The 14,994-nt window shown below is 72.7% G+C and carries 13 protein-coding genes; 10 read left to right on the top strand and 3 right to left on the bottom strand.

Features of this window, described 5'->3' with window-relative positions:
* The first annotated feature begins 171 nt into the window (after nt 1-171).
* Nucleotides 172-1,122 (top strand): EamA family transporter, encoded by a 951-nt coding sequence (locus tag IE267_RS16060; protein WP_189763674.1) that lies wholly within the window; start codon nt 172-174, stop codon nt 1,120-1,122.
* Between the two features lie 654 nt (nt 1,123-1,776).
* Here IE267_RS16060 and IE267_RS16055 read toward each other — a convergent pair.
* Complete coding sequence (locus tag IE267_RS16055; RefSeq protein ID WP_189763673.1) at nt 1,777-2,478, bottom strand: DUF4232 domain-containing protein; 702 nt, start codon at nt 2,476-2,478, stop codon at nt 1,777-1,779.
* A gap of 426 nt (nt 2,479-2,904) precedes the next feature.
* Between IE267_RS16055 and IE267_RS16050 the strand changes: the two genes are divergently transcribed.
* The 8 genes from IE267_RS16050 (at nt 2,905) to IE267_RS16015 (ending at nt 13,481) form a co-directional block, all read left to right on the top strand.
* A complete protein-coding gene (locus IE267_RS16050; RefSeq protein WP_373304554.1) occupies nt 2,905-3,720 on the top strand; it encodes a TIGR03084 family metal-binding protein in 816 nt (271 codons plus the stop codon).
* Entirely contained in the window at nt 3,717-5,429 is a 1,713-nt protein-coding gene (locus IE267_RS16045) for an acyclic terpene utilization AtuA family protein (RefSeq protein ID WP_189763671.1), read from the top strand. Before IE267_RS16050 ends, IE267_RS16045 begins: the two co-directional genes overlap by 4 nt.
* 221 nt (nt 5,430-5,650) lie before the next feature.
* Nucleotides 5,651-7,252 carry an acyl-CoA carboxylase subunit beta gene (locus IE267_RS16040; protein WP_189763670.1) on the top strand — a complete coding sequence of 534 codons (1,602 nt, stop codon included), beginning with the start codon at nt 5,651-5,653 and terminating at the stop codon, nt 7,250-7,252.
* 5 nt (nt 7,253-7,257) lie between these two features.
* Nucleotides 7,258-9,141, top strand: a complete 1,884-nt coding sequence (locus tag IE267_RS16035; RefSeq protein ID WP_189763669.1) for an acetyl/propionyl/methylcrotonyl-CoA carboxylase subunit alpha — start codon at nt 7,258-7,260, stop codon at nt 9,139-9,141.
* Nucleotides 9,138-10,277: an acyl-CoA dehydrogenase family protein gene (locus IE267_RS16030; protein ID WP_167159035.1), complete on the top strand. Its 1,140-nt coding sequence runs from the start codon at nt 9,138-9,140 to the stop codon at nt 10,275-10,277. The genes IE267_RS16035 and IE267_RS16030 overlap by 4 nt, the downstream gene beginning before the upstream one ends.
* Nucleotides 10,278-10,346: 69 nt before the next feature.
* Nucleotides 10,347-11,978, top strand: coding sequence for a 4-coumarate--CoA ligase family protein (locus IE267_RS16025; protein ID WP_189763668.1), 1,632 nt, complete (start codon nt 10,347-10,349; stop codon nt 11,976-11,978).
* A gap of 175 nt (nt 11,979-12,153) precedes the next feature.
* Nucleotides 12,154-12,906: an enoyl-CoA hydratase family protein gene (locus IE267_RS16020; protein ID WP_189763667.1), complete on the top strand. Its 753-nt coding sequence runs from the start codon at nt 12,154-12,156 to the stop codon at nt 12,904-12,906.
* Nucleotides 12,894-13,481 carry a TetR/AcrR family transcriptional regulator gene (locus IE267_RS16015; RefSeq protein WP_167159041.1) on the top strand — a complete coding sequence of 196 codons (588 nt, stop codon included), beginning with the start codon at nt 12,894-12,896 and terminating at the stop codon, nt 13,479-13,481. Before IE267_RS16020 ends, IE267_RS16015 begins: the two co-directional genes overlap by 13 nt.
* Before the next feature lie 74 nt (nt 13,482-13,555).
* Here IE267_RS16015 and IE267_RS16010 read toward each other — a convergent pair whose 3' ends face one another.
* Nucleotides 13,556-13,966 carry a rodlin gene (locus tag IE267_RS16010; RefSeq protein WP_161249093.1) on the bottom strand — a complete coding sequence of 137 codons (411 nt, stop codon included), beginning with the start codon at nt 13,964-13,966 and terminating at the stop codon, nt 13,556-13,558.
* A 158-nt stretch (nt 13,967-14,124) separates the two neighbouring features.
* Here IE267_RS16010 and IE267_RS16005 point away from each other — a divergent pair, with 158 nt between their 5' ends.
* Nucleotides 14,125-14,319 carry a hypothetical protein gene (locus IE267_RS16005; RefSeq protein ID WP_161249091.1) on the top strand — a complete coding sequence of 65 codons (195 nt, stop codon included), beginning with the start codon at nt 14,125-14,127 and terminating at the stop codon, nt 14,317-14,319.
* 154 nt (nt 14,320-14,473) lie between these two features.
* On the opposite strand, the gene IE267_RS16000 is transcribed toward IE267_RS16005, so the two are convergent.
* Nucleotides 14,474-14,887, bottom strand: coding sequence for a rodlin (locus IE267_RS16000; RefSeq protein WP_100573927.1), 414 nt, complete (start codon nt 14,885-14,887; stop codon nt 14,474-14,476).
* Nucleotides 14,888-14,994: the final 107 nt, after the last annotated feature.

The following is a 14,994-nucleotide window of genomic DNA, read 5'->3' as shown; positions in this document are numbered from 1 at the left end:
GGGCGGGGGTGCCGCTTACACGGCCCGCTTACATTGGGTGGAGGGAGTCATTCCGCTCGCCGTCGAAAAGCTGGTTGCGCGGCCGGGGCGGAGTGCAGAATACTGAATCCGCAAGTCCATCCTATTGAACTGAGTGAACTGGCCCGTGCGGGCTGATTGAGGTGAGCGCCGGTGAATCCGGTCCAGGGCGCGAGTGCGGCGGAGCCGGTCGCGGTGGCCGCCGTCGCCGTACCGGAGGCGGCGGGTGCGCCGAAGGGCCCGGCCCGGGGCGGGCGCCGGGCGGCGTTCGGGCCGGTGGCGCTGGTGGTGGCGGGCGGCATATCCGTGCAGTTCGGTGCCGCAGTGGCCGTGACGCTGATGCCGAGGGCGGGTGCGGCCGGGGTCGTCACGCTGCGGCTCGTCGCGGCGGCGGTCGTGCTGCTGCTGGTGTGCCGTCCGAAGCTGCGGGGGCATTCGCGGGCGGACTGGGGCACGGTCGTCGCGTTCGGAGTGGCGATGGCGGGCATGAACGGGCTGTTCTACCAGGCCGTCGACCGCATCCCGCTGGGCGTCGCGGTCACCCTGGAGGTGCTCGGCCCGCTGACCCTTTCCGTCTTCGCGTCCAGACGCCTGGTGAACGTCCTGTGGGCCGCGCTCGCCCTGGCCGGCGTGGTGCTGCTCGGCGGGGGCGGCTTCGACAGCCTGGACCCGGTCGGCGCGGCCTACGCGCTCGGGGCGGGTGCGTGCTGGGCGGTGTACATCCTGTTCAGCGCGCGTACCGGCCGGAGGTTCCCGCAGGCCGACGGGCTCGCCCTCGCGATGGCGGTGGCCGCGGTGCTGTTCCTGCCGATCGGCATCGCGCAGGCCGGGGGCAAGCTCCTGGTCCCCTCCACGATGGCGCTCGGCGCGGCCGTGGCGATCCTGTCCTCGGTGCTGCCCTACACCCTGGAACTCCTGGCGCTGCGGCGCCTGCCCGCGTCGACCTTCGCGATCCTGATGAGCCTGGAGCCGGCGATCGCCGCGACGGCGGGCTTCCTCATCCTGAGCCAGGCGCTGTCCTGGCCGCAGGCGCTGGCGATCGGGTTGGTGATCGGGGCGAGTATGGGGGCGGTGCGGACTCAGATTCGGGCGGTCTCGGGTTAGCTCCGGGGGTGGCGGGGTGGCTCCCCTGCCGGAGGGGGCTGCTCCCCTGGGGGTGCTCGGCCTCGGCCCGGGGGGTTTGCCCGCCCTCCCGCCCGTTGCTCGGGGTTGGTTGGTTCCGGCCCCTGGGGCTGCGCCCCAGACCCCGGGGGGTTTGCCCGCCCTCCCGCCCGTGGCTCGGGGTTGGATGAGCTGAGCCCTGGGGCTGCGCCCCAGACCCCCTGCGGGGCTTCGCCCCGGACCCCTTGCGGGGGCTGCGCCCCAGACCCCCTGCGGGGCTGTGCCCCGGACCCCGTGCGGGGGCTTCGCCCCCTGCGCCCCCCTGGGGCTGCGCCCCGGACCCCCTGCGGGGGCTTCGCCCCCTGCGCCCCCCTGGGGCTGCGCCCCGGACCCCCTGCGGGGGCTTCGCCCCCTGCGCCCCCCCGGGGCTGCGCCCCGGACCCCGTGCGGGGGCTTCGCCCCCTGTGCCCCCCCGGGGCTGCGCCCCGTACCCCCTGCGGAGGGGGATGCGGAGCCCGCTCCCGCCCGGGGGTGGCGCTCTGCCCGCCGCGCCCCCGACGCGGGAACGGGGGCTGTGCCCCCCTGTGGCTCAGCCCCCGCCCGGCCCCGCCCGCGTCGGATCGGCGCGGGCGGGGCCGTTCGTTCGGTCGTGATCCGTCAGCTCGCGCCGCCCTGGCCCGCGCTGCCGATGGGGCCGACCTTGACCGGGGTGCTGCCGCTCTCGGTGACGGGAAGCGAGGAGGCGCCCGGCCAGGCCAGGGTGACCGTCTTCGTCTCGCCGGGCGGGGTCACGAGGAGGCCCGTGATGCGGACGCCGGAGCCGCCCGTGTCGTTGGACGGGTAGGTGATGCCGAAGAAGACCGACTTGCCGTTCTTGAGGGTGTAGGGCGTGGCCGGCTCGCCGGTCCGCGTGGCCGAGATCTTCCCCGAGTTGGTCTTCAGGTCGACGCCCGCGAACCCGGACACCATGCAGTCGTGGCCGCTGGTGTTGGTGAACTCCACGGCCACGGTGCGTTCCTTGTCGCCGCCGACCGTCGCGTCCGACGCCGTGATGTTCAGGTCGTTGGTGCGGCACTTGCCGCCGCTTCCCTTGGCGCTGCCGCCGGATCCGCTGGAACCGGTACCGGCCGACGTGCCCTTGCCCGTTCCGCCCGTGCCCTTGCCGCTGCCCTGGTCCGCGCCCGTACCCGAACCGGTGCTCGCGTTCGCGCCCGCCGAGCCCGAACCGCCGCCCGCGGACGAGGCGTTGGAAGCGGCGGAGTCGCTCGGCGCGGGAGAGCCGTCGTCGCTCTGGCAGGCCGTGAGCGAGAGACCCGCGGCAACGGCCAGGGCGGCGAGGGTGAGCTTGCGAACGCGCATCGGTTCTTCCTCAGTATCGGTTGGCTGTACGGGCCGCTCGGTTCCGGTCGGTACCAGCGAGCGCTTGTGCTCAACAGGACCACACGGCCGGGCGAACCGTTCCTCCCGCCCGCCGCCCAGGACATTCCTGTTACACGTACAGCCGGCCCACAGCCCGCCCCGCCGACGCCCACACCCCCGTCGGCCCCTGCCGAGGCCCGGTCGGGGTGGTGGTTTCCGACGTCCTCGTCCGCCAACTGGCCGTCCTCGTAAGCCAACTCGCCGTCCACGGCCGCTGGGACAGAGCCGTAACCCGGCCGATCTTGACGAGGGACGGACAACCCCGTCCGCGGCCGAAAATACATGCAAGCACGCTTGCTTGTTTCGTGGGCGGCTGCCATGCTCCGGGACACACCCGCCGTCCGCTGTCCCGGAGGGGAGCGCACCGTGTCCGAACCGGCCGGTCCAACCGACGCCGTGCTAGCCGTACTTGACGACCTGCGGGCCGAAGGCGGTGAACTCGACGTCCTCATCGGTGAGTTGAGTCCGGCCCAGTGGGCCACGCCCACCGCCGCGCCGGGCTGGACCATCGCCCACCAGGTCGCCCACCTCGCGTGGACCGACACCGCGGCCCTGCTGTCCGTCACCGATCCCGAGGCCTTCGACGCCGAGGTCGAGAAGGCCGTCGCCTCGCCGGACACCTTCGTGGACGACGGGGCCGAGGCGGGGGCCCTGCTGCCGCCCGCCGAACTGCTCTCCTGGTGGCGGGACAGCCGCGTACGGCTTCAGGACGCGCTGCGGGCGGCCCCGGCCGGGGCGCGGTTCCCCTGGTACGGGCCGCCGATGTCCACCGCTTCGATGGCGACCGGGCGCCTGATGGAGACCTGGGCGCACGGGCAGGACGTCTTCGACGCCCTCGGCCGCACCCGCCGCCCGACCGACCGGCTGCGGCACGTCGCCCGCATCGGCATCCGTGCCCGCGACTACGCCTTCTCGGTGCGGGGACTGAAGCCCCCGGCCGAGGAGTTCCGGGTCGAGCTCACGGCTCCGGACGGCGAAGGCCTCTGGGCGTACGGGCCCGAGGACGCCCAACAGCGCGTCTTCGGCGACGCGTTGGAGTTCTGCCTGCTGGTCACCCAGCGGCTGCACCGCGACGACACCTCCGTACGCGCAGAGGGCCCGGACGCCGAGCGGTGGCTCGGTATCGCCCAGGCCTTCGCGGGCCCCGCAGGACCCGGCCGCCCGCCCCGGGCCGCCCGATGACCCAGGGCGCGCACGACGGGCGAATACTGCGGATCGCCAACGCCTCCGGGTTCTACGGAGACCGGTTCGACGCCATGCGGGAGATGCTGACCGGCGGCCCCCTCGACGTCCTGACCGGTGACTACCTCGCCGAACTCACCCTGCTCATCCTCGGCCGGGACCGGTTGCGCGACCCGCGGCTCGGCTATGCCAAGACGTTCCTGCGGCAGCTGGAGGAGTGCCTCGGGCTCGCCCGGGAGCGCGGGGTGCGGATCGTCACCAATGCGGGCGGGCTCAACCCGGACGGACTGGCCGACGCGGTGCGGGAGTTGAGCGCACGCGTGGGTGTCCCCGTGCGGGTCGCCCACGTCGAGGGGGACGCGCTGCCGCTGCCCGAGGGCGCGCTCACCGCCAACGCCTACCTCGGCGGCGCCGGGATCGCGGCCTGTCTGCGCGGCGGGGCCGAGGTCGTCGTCACGGGGCGGGTCACGGACGCGGCACTGGTCACCGGGCCCGCCGCGTGGTGGTTCGGCTGGGGGCCCGAGGAGTACGACGCGCTCGCGGGCGCGGTCGTCGCGGGGCACGTTCTGGAGTGCGGCACGCAGGCCACCGGTGGCAACTACGCCTTCTTCGCCGAGGTTCCGCGTCGCGACCTGACCCGCCCCGGCTTCCCCCTCGCCGAGATCCACGCCGACGGCTCGGCCGTCATCACCAAGCATCCGGGAACGGGTGGCTTCGTCGACACGGGCACGGTCACGGCCCAGCTCCTGTACGAGACGTCCGGGGCGCGGTACGCCGGGCCCGATGTCACCGCGCGGCTCGACACCGTACGGCTCGACCAGGAGGGCCCCGACCGGGTGCGGATCAGCGGGGTGCGGGGCGAGGCGCCGCCACCGACCCTCAAGGCCGGCATCAGCCGCATCGGCGGGTGGCGCAACGAGGTCGTGTTCGTCCTGACCGGGCTCGACGTCGAGGCCAAGGCCGAGCTCGTGCGGGCGCAGGTGGAGGATGCCTTCGCCCGCGCCAAGTCGCGCCCTGAGGTGGTGAGTTGGGAGCTGTCCCGTACGGATCGGGCGGACGCCCCCACGGAGGAGCGTGCGAGCGCGTTGCTGCGGCTCGTCGTGCGGGACGCCGACGCCGAGGCGGTGGGCCGGGTGGTCAGCGGCGCCGCCATCGAGCTGGCGCTCGGCAGCTACCCCGGGTTCCATGTGACGGCCCCGCCGTCGAAGGGGGCGCCGTACGGGGTGTTCTCGGCGCGGTACGTGGACGCGGGTTCGGTCGAGCACGTGGCCGTACACACCGACGGAGTGCGGGAGTTGATGCCTCCATCGCCCCGCGGAGCTCTCCTCGTCCCGGTCCCGGAGCCGGTCCTTCCGCCGTTCGACTCCTCGGGGCCCACGCGGCGGGTGCCGATGGGGGCGGTGGCGGGGGCTCGGAGCGGGGACAAGGGCGGGGACGTGAACGTGGGGGTGTGGGCGAGGTCGGATGCGGCGTGGGCGTGGCTGGCCCATGCGCTGACGGTCGAAGCCGTACGTGAACTCCTGCCGGAGGTAGCCGAGTTGCCCGTCACTCGGCATGTTCTTCCCAACCTGCGGGCGCTGAACTTCGTGGTCGAGGGGCTGTTGGGGGAGGGGGTCGCCTCGCAGGCCCGGTTCGACCCCCAGGGGAAGGGGGTGGGGGAGTGGCTGCGGGGGCGGGTCGTCCCGGTGCCGGTGGAACTGCTGGAGTGAGCCTCCCGCCGCCCGCTCCACCCCACCCTGCCGAGCCCCACCCAACCCCGCCTCGCCTCGCCGCAGGCGAACCCGTCCGCACCACGCACCCCACCCGCACCCCCCACCCGCACCGTGCACCCCACCCGCACCCCCCACCCCGCCCCGCCCCACCCGGACCCCGCCCCCGGACCCCGCCCCCGGACCCCGCCCCCCGTCCCCGCCGAATCCCGAGGAGCCCCATGCCCAGCCTCCCCAGCGCACTGGACCCCGCCGCTCCCGAGTACCGGCAGGCCACCGCCGCCATGCGGGCCAAGCTCGCCGAGCTCGACGGGGAGCATGCCAAGGCCCTCGCGGGGGGCGGCGAGAAGTACACCGAGCGGCACCGGCGACGTGGGAAACTCCTGCCCCGCGAGCGCATCGAGCTGCTGCTCGACGAGGACACCCCCTTCCTGGAGCTGTCCCCGCTCGCGGCCTGGGGCAGCGACTACCCCGTGGGTGCCTCGATGGTCACCGGCATCGGCACCGTCGAGGGCGTCGAGTGCCTGATCACCGCGAACGACCCCACCGTCCGCGGCGGCGCCTCCAACCCCTGGACGCTGAAGAAGGCCCTGCGCGCGAACGAGATCGCGTACACCAACCGCCTGCCGTGCATCAGCCTGGTCGAGTCGGGCGGTGCGGACCTGCCCTCGCAGAAGGAGATCTTCATCCCGGGCGGCGCTATCTTCCGGGACATCACCCGGCTGTCCGCCGCCGGCATCCCCACCGTCGCCGTCGTCTTCGGCAACTCCACGGCGGGCGGGGCGTACATCCCCGGCATGTCCGACCACACGGTGATGATCCGTGAGCGGAGCAAGGTGTTCCTCGGCGGGCCGCCGCTCGTCAAGATGGCCACCGGTGAGGAGAGCGACGACGAGTCGCTCGGCGGCGCCGAGATGCACGCCCGTACCTCCGGGCTCGCCGACCACTTCGCCGTCGACGAGCACGACGCGATCCGCCAGGCCCGCCGCATCGTCGCCCGCCTCAACCATCGCAAGGCGCACCCGGACCCGGCGGGGCTCGCCGAGCCGCCCAAGTACGACGAGGAGGAACTGCTCGGCATCGTCCCCGAGGACCTGAAGACCCCGTTCGACCCGCGCGAGGTCATCGCCCGCATCGTCGACGGCTCCGACTTCGACGAGTTCAAGCCGCTGTACGGGACGAGCCTGGTGACCGGCTGGGCCCGGCTGCACGGCTATCCCGTCGGCATCCTCGCCAACGCCCAGGGCGTGCTGTTCTCCGCCGAGTCGCAGAAGGCCGCCCAGTTCATCCAGCTCGCCAACCAGCGCGACATCCCGCTCCTGTTCCTCCACAACACCACCGGTTACATGGTCGGCAGGGAGTACGAGCAGGGCGGCATCATCAAGCACGGCGCGATGATGATCAACGCGGTGTCCAACTCCAAGGTGCCCCATCTGTCGGTGCTGATCGGGGCCTCCTACGGGGCCGGGCACTACGGGATGTGCGGGCGGGCCTACGACCCGCGCTTCCTGTTCGCCTGGCCCAGCGCCAAGTCCGCCGTGATGGGGCCGCAGCAGCTCGCGGGTGTCCTGTCGATCGTGGCGCGGGCCTCCGCGCAGGCCAAGGGCCAGCCGTACGACGACGACGCGGACGCGGGTCTGCGCGCGATGGTCGAGCAGCAGATCGAGGCGGAGTCGCTGCCGATGTTCCTGTCCGGGCGGCTGTACGACGACGGGGTCATCGACCCCCGCGACACCAGGACCGTCCTGGGCCTGTGCCTGTCCGCGATCCACACCGCCCCCGTCGAAGGCGCCCGCGGCGGCTTCGGCATCTTCCGGATGTGAGGGCCATGATCGAGTCAGTACTCGTCGCCAACCGGGGCGAGATAGCCTGCCGCGTCTTTCGCACCTGCCGTGAGCTGGGCATCGCCACGGTCGCCGTGTTCTCGGACGCGGACGCCGGCGCCCTGCACGTACGCGAGGCGGACGCCGCCGTACGGCTGCCGGGGGCCACGCCCGCCGAGACGTATCTGCGCGGCGACCTCATCGTGAAGGCCGCCCTCGCCGCCGGCGCCGACGCGGTGCATCCCGGGTACGGCTTCCTCTCCGAGAACGCCGATTTCGCGCGGGCGGTCACCGCCGCCGGGCTGGTCTGGATCGGGCCGCCGCCCGAGGCCATCGAGGCCATGGCGTCCAAGACCCGCGCCAAGGAACTCATGGGGCTGCCACCCCTGAACCTCGCCGATGTCACCGAGGCGAATCTCCCCCTGCTGATCAAGGCCACGGCGGGAGGCGGCGGGCGCGGAATGCGTGTCGTTCGTCAACTGGCAGACCTTGACGCGGAGTTGGCGGCCGCTGGTGCCGAGGCGCTCAGCGCCTTCGGGGACGGGGACGTGTTCGTCGAGCCGTACATCGAGGGCGGACGCCACGTCGAGGTGCAGATCCTCGCCGACGCCCACGGCACCATCTGGGTCCTCGGCACCCGCGACTGCTCCCTGCAGCGCCGGCACCAGAAGGTCATCGAGGAGGCCCCCGCGCCCGGCCTCGGCCCCGAGGTGTCCGAAGAGCTGCACACCCTGGCCGTCCGGGCCGCGAAGGCCACCGACTACCGCGGGGCCGGGACCGTCGAGTTCCTGGTCGCCGGTGGCCGGGCCCACTTCCTGGAGATGAACACCCGCCTCCAGGTCGAACACCCCGTCACCGAGGCCGTGTTCGGCCTCGACCTGGTCGCTCTCCAGCTCCGCATCGCCGAGGGCGAGCCCCTCGCGGCCACCCCGCCCGCCGCCCGGGGCCACGCTGTGGAGGCCCGCCTCTACGCCGAGGACCCGGCCGCGGGCTGGGCCCCGCAGACCGGCCCAATCCATCAACTGGCCGTCTACGGCGTGCGGTTGGACCGCGGGTACGCGGACGGGGACACCGTCGGCGTGCACTACGACCCCATGCTCGCCAAGGCCGTCGCCCACGCCCCGACCCGCGCCGATGCGGTCCGCAAGCTGGCCCGTGCCCTCGAACGCGCCCGCATCCACGGCCCGGCCACCAACCGCGACCTGCTCGTACGCTCCCTGCGCCACCCCGACTTCGCCGGGGCCGACGCGGCCCGCCTGGACACCGGCTTCTACGACCGCAACCTCACCGACCTCACCACCGCCCTGCCCGGCGCGGAGTTCGCGGCCCTCGCCGCCGCCCTCGCGGACGCGGCGGCGCGGGGCGGCCGGTTCGGCGGCGGCTGGCGCAATGTGCCGTCGCAGCCGCAGGTCAAGCGGTACGGCGAACACGAGGTCCGCTATCGCCTCACCCGGCGCGGCCTCGAAGCCGACGGCTACCCGCAGGTCCGACTCGACGCCGTCGAACCCGGTCGCGTACGGCTCGACATCGACGGTGTGGTGCGGGAGTTCACCGTGTCGCGGTACGGCTCCACGGTCTTCGTGGACACCGCTTCGGGGTGTCACGTGCTGACCGCCCACCCCCGGTTCACCGACCCCAGCGACCTCGTCGCGCCCGGCTCGCTGCTCGCCCCCATGCCGGGGGTCGTGGTGCGGGTCGCCGACGGGGTCGAGGAAGGCTGTCGCGTGCGTGCGGGACAGCCGCTGCTCTGGCTGGAGGCCATGAAGATGGAGCACCGCGTCGTCGCTCCGGTCTCCGGCACCCTCACCGCGCTCCACGCCGCACCCGGCCGCCAGGTCGAGGTCGGTGCCCTGCTCGCCGTTGTCGTATCGGAGGACGAAGAAGCATGAGCGGTGTCATCGAAAGCCAGGAGAACAAGGACCTGCGGGCGGCCGTCGCCGCGCTCGGCGCCCGGCACGGCCGCGGCTTCGACCGGGCGGCGCTGTGGTCGGAGGCCGCCAAGCTCGGCTACCTCGGCGTCAACCTGCCCGAGGCGTACGGGGGCGGGGGCGGCGGCATGGCCGAACTGTCCATCGTTCTGGAGGAGTTGGGCTCGGCGGGCTGTCCGCTCCTGATGATGGTGGTCTCGCCCGCCATCTGCGGCACGGTCATCGCCCGCTTCGGCACCGAGGAGCAGAAGCGGACGTGGCTGCCGGGTCTCGCGGACGGCACGCTGACCATGGCGTTCGGCATCACCGAGCCCGACGCCGGCTCGAACTCGCACCGCATCACCACCACCGCCCGGCGCGACGCCGACGGCGGAGGCTGGATTCTGCGCGGGCGGAAGGTCTTCATCTCGGGCGTCGACATAGCGGACGCGACCCTCATCGTCGGCCGCACCGAGGATGCGCGCACCGGCAGCCTCAAGCCCTGCCTCTTCATCGTCCCGCGCGACACCCCGGGCTTCCAGCGCTCCCGGATCGACATGGAACTCCAGGCGGAGGAGAAGCAGTTCGAGCTCGTCCTCGACGACGTACGGCTGCCCGCCGAGTCGCTCGTCGGCGACGAGGACGCGGGGCTGCTCCAGCTGTTCGCCGGGCTCAACCCGGAGCGGATCATGACGGCCGCGTTCGCGATCGGCATGGGCCGCTACGCGCTCGCCAAGGCCGTCGACTACGCCACGACCCGCCAGGTGTGGAAGCTCCCCATCGGCGGGCACCAGGCCATCGCCCATCCCCTCGCCCAGGCCCACATCGAGCTGGAACTGGCCCGTCTGATGATGCAGAAGGCGGCCGCGCTGTACGACGCGGGCGACGACGTCGGAGCGGGCGAGGCCGCCAACATGGCCAAGTACGCGGCCGCCGAGGCCTGTGTGAAGGCCGTCGACCAGGCCGTCCACACCCTGGGCGGGAACGGCCTGACCCGCGAGTACGGGCTCGCCTCGCTCATCACGGCCGCCCGGGTGGCCAGGATCGCGCCGGTCAGCCGCGAAATGATCCTCAACTACGTGTCCCACCAGTCCTTGGGCCTGCCCAAGTCGTACTAGCCACGCCGCGGGGTGCGCGGTGTCCCCGAGCCTCGACAAGTCCGCCCAGCCGTACTAGGAGACCCCTCCATGGACTCCCCCGTCGTTCCCGCGCCCAGCGCGCCCCGCATCTTCCGCAGCGAGTACGCCGACGTGCCCGTCGTCGACGAGCCCATCCACGAGGCGGTCCTCGCCCGCTCGACCGCCGCCCACCCCGACACCGTCGCTCTCGTCGACGCCGCGGACACCAGCGGCACGAGTGCCATCACCTACGGTCAACTCGACGTGTGGCACCGCAGGTTGGCCGCGGCCCTCGCCGCGTCCGGGCTGCGCAAGGGAGACGTACTCGCCCTGCACAGCCCCAACTCGGTGCTCTACCCCGTGGTGTTCTACGGGGCGACCCGGGCCGGGGCCGCCGTCACCACCGTCCATCCGCTCAGCACGCCCGAGGAGTTCGCCAAGCAGCTCGGCGACTCCTCGGCGCGCTGGATCGTGACCGTCTCCCCGCTCCTGGAGACCGCCCGCCGGGCGGCCGAACTCGTCGGCGGCATCCGGGAGATCTTCGTCTGCGACCGGGCCGAGGGCCACCGTTCCGTCGTGCACGACCTGCTGAACACCGACGCCCCCGAGCCCGCCGTCGCCTTCGACCCGGCCGAGGACGTCGCCGTCCTGCCGTACTCGTCGGGCACCACGGGCGTGCCCAAGGGCGTGATGCTCACCCACCGCAACATCGCCACCAACCTCGCCCAGCTCCACCCGCTGGTCCCGATGGTGCCCGGCGACCGCATCCTCGCGGTCCTGCCGTTCTTCCACATCTACGGCATGACCGCGCTCATGAACGCCCCGCTGCGCTGCGGCGCCACCGTCGTGGTGCTGCCGCGCTTCGACCTCGACCAGTTCCTCGGCGCCATCGAGAAGCACCGCATCACCGGCCTGTACGTCGCCCCGCCCGTGATCCTCGCCCTGGCCAAGCACCCGGCGGTCGCCCAGTACGACCTGTCCTGCCTGGAGTACGTCGTCAGCGCCGCGGCCCCCCTGGACTCCCGCCTGGCGGCGGCCTGTTCGGCCCGCCTGGGGCTGCCGCCGGTACGCCAGGCGTACGGCATGACCGAGCTGTCGCCCGGCACCCACACCGTCCCGCTGGCCACCCCGGACCCACCGGCCGGGGCGGTCGGCAAGCTCCTGCCGTCCACCGAGATGCGCATCCTGTGCCTGGACGACCCGGCCCGCGACGCCGGGCCGGGCGAGGAGGGGGAGGTCGCGATCCGTGGCCCCCAGGTCATGAAGGGCTACCTCGGCCGGCCCGGGGCGACCGCCGACATGATCGACGCGGACGGCTGGGTGCACACCGGAGACGTCGGCCGGGTGGACGAGGACGGCTGGCTGTACGTCGTCGACCGGGTCAAGGAACTCATCAAGTACAAGGGCTTCCAGGTCGCCCCCGCCGACCTGGAGGCGCTCCTGCTCACCCACCCCGCCATAGCGGACGCGGCCGTCATCGGCGTGTACGACGCGGACGGAAACGAAGTGCCCAAGGCGTTCGTCGTCCGCCAGGCGGGGGCGCCGGCCCTGGACGCGGACGAGGTGACGGCGTACGTCGCCGAGCGCGTCGCCCCGTACAAGAAGGTCCGCCGGGTGGAGTTCGTCGAAGCCGTGCCCCGGGCCGCGTCCGGCAAGATCCTGCGGCGTGAACTGCGGCAGCGCGAGAAGGACCGGGCATGAACGGAGAGGCGGAGGCGTGCGGGGACCGAGCGGTGCGGGCGGAGGCGGACATGGACCGACGGAAGGGGCTGCCGACGTGACGGACGGGACGGACGGGACGGACAAGGCGGACGGGAGAAACGTGAGGGACGAGGCCGACGGGACAGGCGGGACGGGCAAGGCCGACGGGACAGGCGTGGCGCGTGAAAGGGGCGGGTCACTCGTCCGCGAGGCCCACGAGCGGGGCATCGCCACCCTCACCCTGGACTCGCCCGCCAACCGCAACGCCCTGTCGGCGCCCCTGGTGGCCGGGCTCGGCGCGGCCCTCGCGCGCTGCGCGGGCGATCCGGGCGTACGGGCCGTGCTGCTCACGCACACCGGCAACACCTTCTGCGCGGGCGCCGATCTGAAGGCGCCGCCGGACCCGGAGGCCTTCGTCGCCCTGATGCGTACGGTGGTGGAGCTGCGCAAACCGGTCGTGGCGCGGGTGACGGGACACGTCCGGGCGGGCGGCCTCGGCCTCCTCGCGGCCTGCGACATCGCGGTCGCGGGACCCGACTCCTCGTACGCGTTCACCGAGGCCCGGCTCGGCCTCGCCCCGGCCGTGATCTCCATGCCGGTCCTTCCTCGCATGGACCCGCGCGCGGCGAGCCGCTACTACCTCACGGGCGAGCGCTTCGACGCGGCGGAGGCGGCCCGCACCGGTCTCGTCACGCTGGCCGCCGACGACGTGGACGCGGCCCTCGAACCGGTCCTCGACGGGCTGCGCCGGTCCTCGCCCGAGGGCCTGGCCGCGTCGAAGGCATTGGTCACGGCTACCGTGTCGGAGACCTTCGACCGCTGGTCGAAGGAGCTGACCGCCCGCTCGGCGTCCCTCTTCGCCTCCGCCGAGGCGCGGGAGGGAGTGACGGCCTTCCTCGAACGACGGGACCCCGCATGGGTGTTGTGACCCCACCGAAGACCCCCAAGCAGGACCGCAGCCGGGCCACCCGGCAGCGCCTGCTGGAGGCGGCCGTGGCGTGTCTGGCCGAGCACGGCTGGGCGGGGTCGACGGTGTCCGTGGTGGCCGAGCGGGCCGGGGTCTCGCGGGGCGCGGCCCAGCACCACTTCCCGACCCGGGAGGACCTGTTCACGGCCGCGGTCGAATACGTCGCCGAGCAGCGGTCGTTCGCGCTGCGGGCCCTGGACCGCAGGGACCGGCGGGAGGTCGTGGCCGGGCTCGTCGGGCTGTACACGGGCCCGCTGTTCCGGGCCGCGCTGCACCTGTGGGTGGCGGCCGCCAACGAGCCCCAGCTGCATGCCCGGGTGACCGACCTGGAGGCGAAGGTGGGCCGCGAGTCGCACCGCATCGCCGTGGAACTCCTGGGCGCCGACGAGTCGGTGCCGGGCGTGCGCGAGACGGTGCAGGGCTTCCTCGACATGGCCCGCGGCCTGGGTCTCGCCAACCTGCTCACCGACGACGCGGGCCGCCGGGAGCGGGTGGTGGCCCAGTGGGCGGTGCTGCTGGACGAGGCGCTGGCCTGACGGGCACCGGCCCCGCACGCCGAACGGCCGGTCCCGGGTGACCCGGGACCGGCCGTCGTTCAGGCTGGTGGTGCTCAGCCGTTGCCCACACCGTTGCCGGAGAGGACCGGGATCTGGTCCAGGATGTGCGACAGCGGCTCGTCGCCCTTGGCCTGGGTCGAGTTCTCGGTGCACTGCTGGTTCTGCGGGGCCGAGAGGATCGGCACGTCCTGCAGGACGGTGACCGGCACGAGGCCGACGAGGGAGGCGAGGTTGGCCTTGACCGGAACGCCGGCGCAGAGCTTGTTCAGGGAGCCCGAGACCAGGGTCATCTGGGGGCTCATGTCGCCGTCGGTCTTCGCGTTGCCGAAGGCCTGCTCGCTGCCGTTGCCGCTGAGCGACGTCGTACCGGCGTCGTCCCCGATCGCCATCGCCTGCGGCGCGGCCATCATCGCGACACCGGAAACGGCTGCGGCGACGGCTGCGGCCGACCACAACTTCTGCATGTCTACTCCTGTTGGTCTGATTCCACTGACGGGGATCTGTGAAGAGAAACGGAAAGAATCTCTTTAAGTTGCGCCCTGTCCCCCGGACAGAGCATCGCGGAATTCAAATCCGCCTGGCCGTGGTAATAGGCAGTCACCACGACCGATGGTGAGGAAACATGACTGAGACGCAGGGTGCCTGGCGCCGGCAGACTTTCATCCCGATCACCCGTCGACGATTCGAGAGCGAGGCGGCGGCCGAGCCCCTCTACGCGGACCTGGTGCGTTCCTGGGCCGCAGAAGGGCGTACGGTGCCGGGCCGTCCCGACTGGGAATGGAACGAACTCGTCAACGGTTCCTGCTGGCCGGCGTGAAAGCGGGCTGAATTACGCCGCCCGGTACCAAGCAATGCCAAGCAAGGCAAAAGGCCGGATCGCCGGAATTCACCGGCGATCCGGCCGTTGGAAATCAGGGTGCCGGACCACCGAAGGGATTGACAGCGGTCCGGCTGTCCTGGGGACCCTGGTCTCAGTGGTTCGCGGCGCCGTTGCCGGACAGGACCGGGATGTTGTCCAGGATGTGCGAGAGCGGCTCGTCGCCCTTGGCCTGGGTCGAGTTCTCCGTGCACTGCTGGGTCTGCGGCGCCGAGAGGATCGGCACGTCCTGCAGCACGGTGACCGGCACGAGACCCACGAGGGAGGCCAGGTTCGCCTTGGCCGGCAGGGCGATGCAGGGCTTGTTGAACGAGCCCTGGATCAGGCCGATCTGCGGGCTCATGTTGCCGTACGTGGAGGAGTTCCCGTACGCCTGCATCGCGCCGTTGCCGCTGACAGAACTGGTGCCGCCGTCATTTCCGATCGCCATCGCCTGCGGCGCCATCGCCGCGGTTGCGCCGACGACGGACACGCCGACGGCTGCTGCCGCCATAGCCTTCTTGATCACGGTGGTCCCTTTCTGGTGGATGCCCCGTACGGAGCCACCTGCCCAACCGGTCCCAGGGTGGATTGGTTTCTGCCGTTCACTCTTTCGGCCGTACGAAAATGCGACCT

Origin of the sequence: Streptomyces xanthochromogenes, from assembly GCF_014650455.1 — a bacterium.
Taxonomy (GTDB): Bacteria; Actinomycetota; Actinomycetes; order Streptomycetales; family Streptomycetaceae; genus Streptomyces; species Streptomyces xanthochromogenes.
Note: the sequence above shows the minus strand (reverse complement) of the source record. Positions and strands in the feature narration are given on the sequence as shown.